The following is a 5,990-nucleotide window of genomic DNA, read 5'->3' on the forward strand; positions in this document are numbered from 1 at the left end:
CTCCGACGTCACCGGCATCGAGAACTTCTTTGGTCGCACGATGGTGCTGATCTATTTCGGGTTCTTCGTATTCCTGTGGCTGTACACGCATCTTGGCTGGGAAAAGACCAAGCCGGTTCCGGAACGGGTGACGACGCATGACTAAGCGCTACATCTCCATTATTGCGTTGGCGTTTGGTCTGCTGCTGGGTACCACGGCGGCGATGGCGGAAGGTCCGGACATGCCGGATGCCGGCAACAACCTCCGCGACACGGCATCGCTGCAACGCGGCGCGCACATCTTCTTCAACTATTGCGTGGGCTGCCACTCGCTGAAGTACCTGCGCTACGAGCGCATCGCGGACGACCTCGGCTTGACCGAAGACGACGTGATGAAGAACCTCAACTTCACCGGCGGCAAGTTCGGCGATCCGGTGATCTCGCACATGCCCGAGGACGACGCGCAGAAGTTCTTCGGCAAGGCGCCGCCGGATCTCTCGCTGGAAGTGGCGGCCAAGGGTGCGAACTGGGTGTTCGCCTACCTCAATTCGTTCTACCTCGATCCCAAGAGCCCGATCGGCTGGAACAACACCGTGTTGCCGAATGCGGCCATGCCGTTCCCGTTGTGGGAGCTGCAGGGCCAGCAGGTGCCGGTGTTCAAGCAGGCCAAGCCGGGCGACGATCCGGAGATCGAGAAGCTCACGCTGCTGCACCAGGGCGCGCTCACGCCCGAGCAATACCAGCAAGCCGCCCGCGACGTCACCAACTTCCTGGAATACGCCTCCGAGCCGGCCGCGCTCGAACGCCGCCATGTCGGCATCTGGGTGGTGCTGTTCCTGCTGGGCTTCACCTTCCTGGCATACTTGCTCAAGAAAGAATATTGGAAGGACGTCCACTGACGTCCTCTTCATAAAAAGAAGGGACTTGTGGCCGCGGGGTGGCGCACGCCATCCTTGCGGCCAAACGCAAGGGGAGAAACGTGCATGGTCCAGAACGCTCGTTCCCGGACGGTACTCGCCCTGTACTCCGCTGCCGATGACATTCAATGTCATCGCGTACGGCTGGTGCTGGCGGCGAAGGGAGTCACCTACGATTTGATCCTGGTCGATCCGGCCAAACCCTCCCAGGACTTGCTCGACCTCAATCCCTATCACAGCCTGCCTACCCTGGTGGACCGCGAGCTCACGCTGTACGACACCGCGGTGGTGTGCGAATACCTGGATGAGCGCTACCCGCACCCGCCCTTGATGCCGATCGACCCGCTCTCCCGCGCGAGGCTGCGGCTGGCCTCGGTGCGCATCGAGCGCGACTGGTTGCCGGAAATCGAGCACATCAAGGCCGGCGGCCGCCCGGCCGACGTCGCGCGCAAGCACCTGCGCGAGCAGCTGCTCGCCGCCTTGCCGCTGTTCAAGGCGTCCAAGTTCTTCCTCAATCCGGAAATGAGCCTGGCCGACTGCCTGGTGGCGCCGGTGGTATGGCGCCTGCCGTCGCTGGGGGTGGACCTGGGCCGGGAGGGCAAGCCGATCATGGATTACGGCGAGCGGCTGTTCCACAGTCAGGGTTATGCTCGCAGTCTGACGGTAGAAGAAAAGGCTTTACGGTGACTTCCCAGCAGCAACCGAAAATGAGTTCCAACCGCCCGTATCTGCTGCGGGCGATCTACGACTGGATCAGCGATAACAACCTCACCCCTTACATGCTGGTCGACGCCACGCGCCAAGGCGTACGCGTGCCGCCGCACGTGATCAAGAATGGCCAGGTGGTGCTCAATCTGGCCATGCGCGCGGTGGCCAATCTCGACCTGGGCAATGAGTGGATCAGTTTCCAGGCTCGCTTCTCCGGCGTAAGCCATAGCATCCAGATTCCGGTGCCAGCAGTGCTGGCCTTGTACGCGCAGGAAAACGGGCAGGGGATGATGTTCCCGGCGGAAGAAGACGAGCATGGCGGCGAGCCGTCCAGCGATACGCCGCCATCGCCGCCCGAACCGGAGCCGCCGACGGATGGGGACAAGCCCAAGCGGGGCGGTGGGTCGCATTTGCGCGTAGTCAAGTAGGTTGGGGTGCGAACCCCAACATCGCCATGCCGGATGGATAAGAACGTTGGGGTTCGCACCCCAACCTACGACGATCTGGCGATAGCTGCATCCCGGCATTTCCTCTAAGGTATCGGCTTTCTCCTACAAGCCGCTCTGCATGTCCGACGCACACGACCACCCGGACCATCTCCGCCGCAGCCTGTCCAATCGCCATCTGCAATTGATCGCCATCGGCGGCGCGATCGGCACCGGCCTGTTCATGGGGTCGGGTAAAACGATCAGCCTGGCCGGGCCATCGATCCTGCTGGTGTATCTGATCATCGGCATCATGCTGTTCTTCGTGATGCGCGCGATGGGCGAGTTGCTGCTGTCGAACCTTGAGTACAAATCGTTTATCGATTTCTCCACCGATCTGCTCGGTCCATGGGCCGGTTTCTTCTGTGGCTGGACATATTGGTTCTGCTGGATCGTCACGGCCATTGCGGACGTGATCGCGATCGCTTCCTACGCGCAGTTCTGGTTCCCCGGCTTGATGCCGTGGGTGCCGGCGGTGCTGTGCGTGCTGTTGTTGCTGGCGCTGAATCTCACTGCCGTGCGCGTGTTCGGCGAACTGGAGTTCTGGTTCGCGCTGATCAAGATCGTGGCGATCATTGTGTTGATCATCACCGGCTTCGGCATGGTGATCTACGGGTTCACGTCGCCCTCGGGCCATCATGCGTCGCTGTCCAACTTGTGGAACGACGGCGGGTTGTTTCCCACCGGCGTGGGCGGATTCTTCGCCGGTTTCCAGATTGCGGTGTTTGCCTTCGTCGGTATCGAACTGGTGGGCACCACTGCTGCTGAAACCGCCGATCCCACGCGCAATCTGCCGAAGGCGATCAACTCGATCCCCGTGCGCATCATCCTGTTCTACGTGCTGGCGCTGGTCGTGATCATGACGGTGACGCCGTGGCGTCTGGTGCAGCCGGGCAAAAGTCCGTTCGTGGAGTTGTTCATGCTGGCGGGTATTCCCGCGGCGGCGAGCTTGATCAATTTCGTGGTGCTGACCTCGGCAACCTCTTCGGCCAATAGCGGCATCTTCTCCACCAGTCGCATGCTCTATGGTCTGGCGGAAGAGAGTCATGCACCACGCCTGTTCGGTCGATTGTCCAAGGCGGCGGTTCCTTCGCACGGCTTGCTGTTTTCCTGCCTGTGTTTGCTGGCGGGCGCCATGCTGGTCTATGTGGTGCCCAACCTGGTGACGGCGTTTACGCTGGTCACCACGCTATCGGCCGTGCTCTTCATGTTCGTGTGGTCGCTGATCCTGGTGGCCTATATGGCTTACCGGCGCAAACGTCCGCAGCTGCATGCTGCGTCCACGTACAAGATGCCGGGTGGCGTGTTGATGTGCTGGGTGTGCCTGGCGTTCTTCGTGTTCGTGTTGTGGCTGCTGACGTTGCAGGCGGATACGCGTGAAGCGTTGCTGGCTAGCCCGGTCTGGTTCGCCATCCTGGCGGTGGCGTACTGGTGGAAGGGACGGCGCACGGTGCTGGCGGCAACACCCGAGGATGCCTCGTAGGTTGGGGTGCAAACCCCAACGTTGCCATGTCGATGAGGACAAACATGTTGGGGTTCGCACCCCAACCTACCCATGACGCTAATGCCGGATGTCGCGATCGCGGGATTGCCGGCGAAACGGCACGATGTTGCTGCCTTCGGTCATCGATGTTTCTTCCCCTACCTGCTCCGGCGTGTACAGCTCGATGGTCGGCAAGATCAACGCCGTAAGCAGCGAACCGACCATCCACAAATGCCCGGCTTCGCGATCGTTGCCATCGATGCTCACCTCGAAACTGTAGCGGCGTTCCAGCACGCGCTGGCCACGGAAGCGGCGCAGGCGTAGACCACTCAAGCCTACGGTTTCATCCAGCAGTTGCAGGCCATGTTGCTGGCAGCGCCAGCGTGCTTCCTGGATGGCGCGGTCGCGGGCGCGGCTCAGCACCAGCCAGGTGCCAGCGATGGCCATCAGCACGAGCAGTAGCAGGAGGGTAGCGAGGTCGCCCATGCGTGCAGTGTGTGGGCGACCTGTGCTGCTCGCAAGTCAGTTGATTTTCAATCGCAGCGAAAGATCGATCGCCCGGACGTTCTTGGTCAACGCGCCCACCGAGATATAGTCCACGCCGGTACGTGCGTAATCGCCGATCGTCTCAAGATCGACGTTGCCGGAAATCTCCAGCGGCACGCGGCCATCGGTCTGCGCCACCGCCTGTTGCATCAACGGCAGCGTGAAGTTGTCGAGCATCACGCGGTCCACGCCGGCATCCAGCGCCTGCTGCAGTTCGTCCAGGTTTTCCACTTCCACTTCCAGCAGCAGCGTGGGGTGCAGCTGGCGGGCAGCCTGCACCGCAGCAGAGATGCTGCCGGCGGCGATGATGTGGTTTTCCTTCACCAGGATTGCATCGTAGAGGCCGATGCGGTGGTTGTGGCCGCCCCCGCAACGCACCGCATATTTCTGCGCCAGGCGCAGACCCGGCACGGTCTTGCGCGTATCGAGCACGCGCGTCTTGGTGCCATGGACGGCGGCCACGTAAGCCGCCGTGATGGTGGCGGTGCCGGACAGCATCTGCAGGAAATTCAGTGCCGAGCGTTCGGCCGTCACCAGCGCGCGCGCATTGCCGTGCATCTCGCAAACGACGGTGCCGGGGCTGACGCGATCGCCATCGCTGACACGCCAATGGACGCGTGCTTCCGGGTCCAGTTTGCGCACGCAGGTGTCGAACCAGGGGATGCCGGCGATGGCGGCATCTTCGCGGCAGGTGAGCGCGGCGAACGCCTGCGCATCAGCCGGCAGCAGGCTGGCCGTGGCATCGCCGTGGCCGATGTCTTCGGCGAAGGCGCGTTCCACGTCGGCGTCGATCAAACGCTGGTCGGGCGGGGCGAAGCGGAAGGTCTGTGGCATGCGAGAAGGCTGCGCGTGGTGAGAGTGCCGCGCATGCTACTCGGATGAGAGGAGAGGTCATAGCCGCGTAGGCTGGGATGAAATCCCAGCATGATCATGCATGGCGATGCTGGGGTTCGCACCCCAGCCTACGATTTCATCCCAGCATACCGGCGTAGGTTGGGGTGAGCGGAACGCGAACCCCAACGTTCCGGATGCATGCAGGCCATGTTGGGCCGATCAGGTCGCCTCGCCGGGGCGCGGCTCTTCATGGCTCAGGCGATCCACGATGGCATCCATGGCGCGATCGAACAGCGCGTTGGTCGCCAGGATGCGTGCCCGCCCTTCGGCCATCACCATCGCCAGCTCGTACGGCGAGTAATCGCCCACCTTCAAGCCGCGGCGGTTGACGAACAGATAGCGTCCGCTCATCGGGCTGATCCACGACAGCTTGGCGCGCTCGAAATGTTCTTCCTGGCCGATGAACTCCAGCCAGATGCCGGGCTTGAGCACTTTCACCTTTTCGAGCTCTTCACGCACGTCCGGCGCAAGCGCATCTTCGGCGGGCTCGGTCACCACGTCGTCCAGGTCGTCGACGCTTTCGGCGATCGGCTGGATGCTTTCCGGAATCGGCAGCGGTGCGGGCGCGGCTTCGGCAGTCTGCGGCTGCGCCGGTGCAGGGGCCGCTTCGCCGAGCTGCTGGCGATAGTAGGCGTGCAGCTGGGCGAGCAGCTTCTCGATATCGGCGTCCTGGAAGGCGACGTTCGACAAACCTTTGCGCAGCGCACGCTCGATGCCCGGCAGCAGTTGCAGCAGGTCGCGCTTGGCTTCCGGCGTGCGCACCGGCTTGGTGCTGGCGATGAAGGCGTCGACGAAGCGCAGCGCTTCGCGGAATTCGTTCGACTCCTCGCCCTTGCGCAGGATGGTGAGCACCAGATAGTTCGCCCACGCGCGCGACAGCACGCCGTGGATCAGCGGCGGCAATACGGTACCGCCGATGCGATTGAGAATTTCGCGCGCGGCGCGCCGGCGCGCCTGTTCCAGCTTTTCGCGGCCGCG

General features: G+C 62.8%; 7 protein-coding genes and 1 pseudogene. 5 read left to right on the forward strand and 3 right to left on the reverse strand.

Annotated features, from left to right (window positions below):
- The 5 genes and pseudogenes from VJR68_RS14160 to cycA all read left to right on the forward strand — a co-directional run.
- Positions 1-145: pseudogene (locus VJR68_RS14160) on the forward strand (cytochrome b); the annotation flags it as partial.
- Positions 138-878 (forward strand): cytochrome c1, encoded by a 741-nt coding sequence (locus VJR68_RS14165; protein ID WP_324148652.1) that lies wholly within the window; start codon positions 138-140, stop codon positions 876-878. The pseudogene VJR68_RS14160 and the gene VJR68_RS14165, both read left to right, overlap by 8 nt.
- Before the next feature lie 84 nt (positions 879-962).
- The gene (locus VJR68_RS14170; protein WP_324148654.1) at positions 963-1,583 is read left to right on the forward strand and encodes a glutathione S-transferase N-terminal domain-containing protein; all 621 of its coding nucleotides are present in this window, start codon (positions 963-965) and stop codon (positions 1,581-1,583) included.
- Positions 1,584-1,603: 20 nt separating this feature from the next.
- Positions 1,604-2,032, forward strand: coding sequence for a ClpXP protease specificity-enhancing factor (locus VJR68_RS14175; RefSeq protein WP_324148655.1), 429 nt, complete (start codon positions 1,604-1,606; stop codon positions 2,030-2,032).
- 139 nt (positions 2,033-2,171) lie between these two features.
- Entirely contained in the window at positions 2,172-3,572 is a 1,401-nt protein-coding gene (cycA, locus tag VJR68_RS14180; RefSeq protein ID WP_324148657.1) for a D-serine/D-alanine/glycine transporter, read from the forward strand.
- Positions 3,573-3,650: 78 nt separating this feature from the next.
- On the opposite strand, the gene VJR68_RS14185 is transcribed toward cycA, so the two are convergent.
- The 3 genes from VJR68_RS14185 to VJR68_RS14195 form a co-directional block, all read right to left on the reverse strand.
- On the reverse strand, positions 3,651-4,058 hold the full coding sequence (locus VJR68_RS14185) for a DUF3301 domain-containing protein (protein ID WP_324148659.1): 408 nt from the start codon (positions 4,056-4,058) through the stop codon (positions 3,651-3,653).
- Positions 4,059-4,094: 36 nt separating this feature from the next.
- On the reverse strand, positions 4,095-4,952 hold the full coding sequence (nadC, locus tag VJR68_RS14190) for a carboxylating nicotinate-nucleotide diphosphorylase (RefSeq protein WP_324148661.1): 858 nt from the start codon (positions 4,950-4,952) through the stop codon (positions 4,095-4,097).
- A 219-nt stretch (positions 4,953-5,171) separates the two neighbouring features.
- Positions 5,172-5,990, reverse strand: an 819-nt coding sequence (locus VJR68_RS14195; protein WP_324148662.1) for a DUF1631 family protein, incomplete at its 5' end; no start/stop codon positions are given.

This window comes from Dyella sp., from assembly GCF_035277725.1.
In the GTDB taxonomy this organism is placed as follows: domain Bacteria; phylum Pseudomonadota; class Gammaproteobacteria; order Xanthomonadales; family Rhodanobacteraceae; genus Dyella_B.

What these genes read in the sequence shown, in the direction of transcription:
- VJR68_RS14175 (WP_324148655.1), top strand. Translation starts at nt 1,604, where the DNA reads ATGAGTTCCAACCGCCCGTATCTGCTGCGGGCGATCTACGACTGGATC.
- nadC (WP_324148661.1), bottom strand. Translation starts at nt 4,952, where the DNA reads ATGCCACAGACCTTCCGCTTCGCCCCGCCCGACCAGCGTTTGATCGAC.
- VJR68_RS14165 (WP_324148652.1), top strand. Translation starts at nt 138, where the DNA reads ATGACTAAGCGCTACATCTCCATTATTGCGTTGGCGTTTGGTCTGCTG.
- cycA (WP_324148657.1), top strand. Translation starts at nt 2,172, where the DNA reads ATGTCCGACGCACACGACCACCCGGACCATCTCCGCCGCAGCCTGTCC.
- VJR68_RS14185 (WP_324148659.1), bottom strand. Translation starts at nt 4,058, where the DNA reads ATGGGCGACCTCGCTACCCTCCTGCTACTGCTCGTGCTGATGGCCATC.
- VJR68_RS14170 (WP_324148654.1), top strand. Translation starts at nt 963, where the DNA reads ATGGTCCAGAACGCTCGTTCCCGGACGGTACTCGCCCTGTACTCCGCT.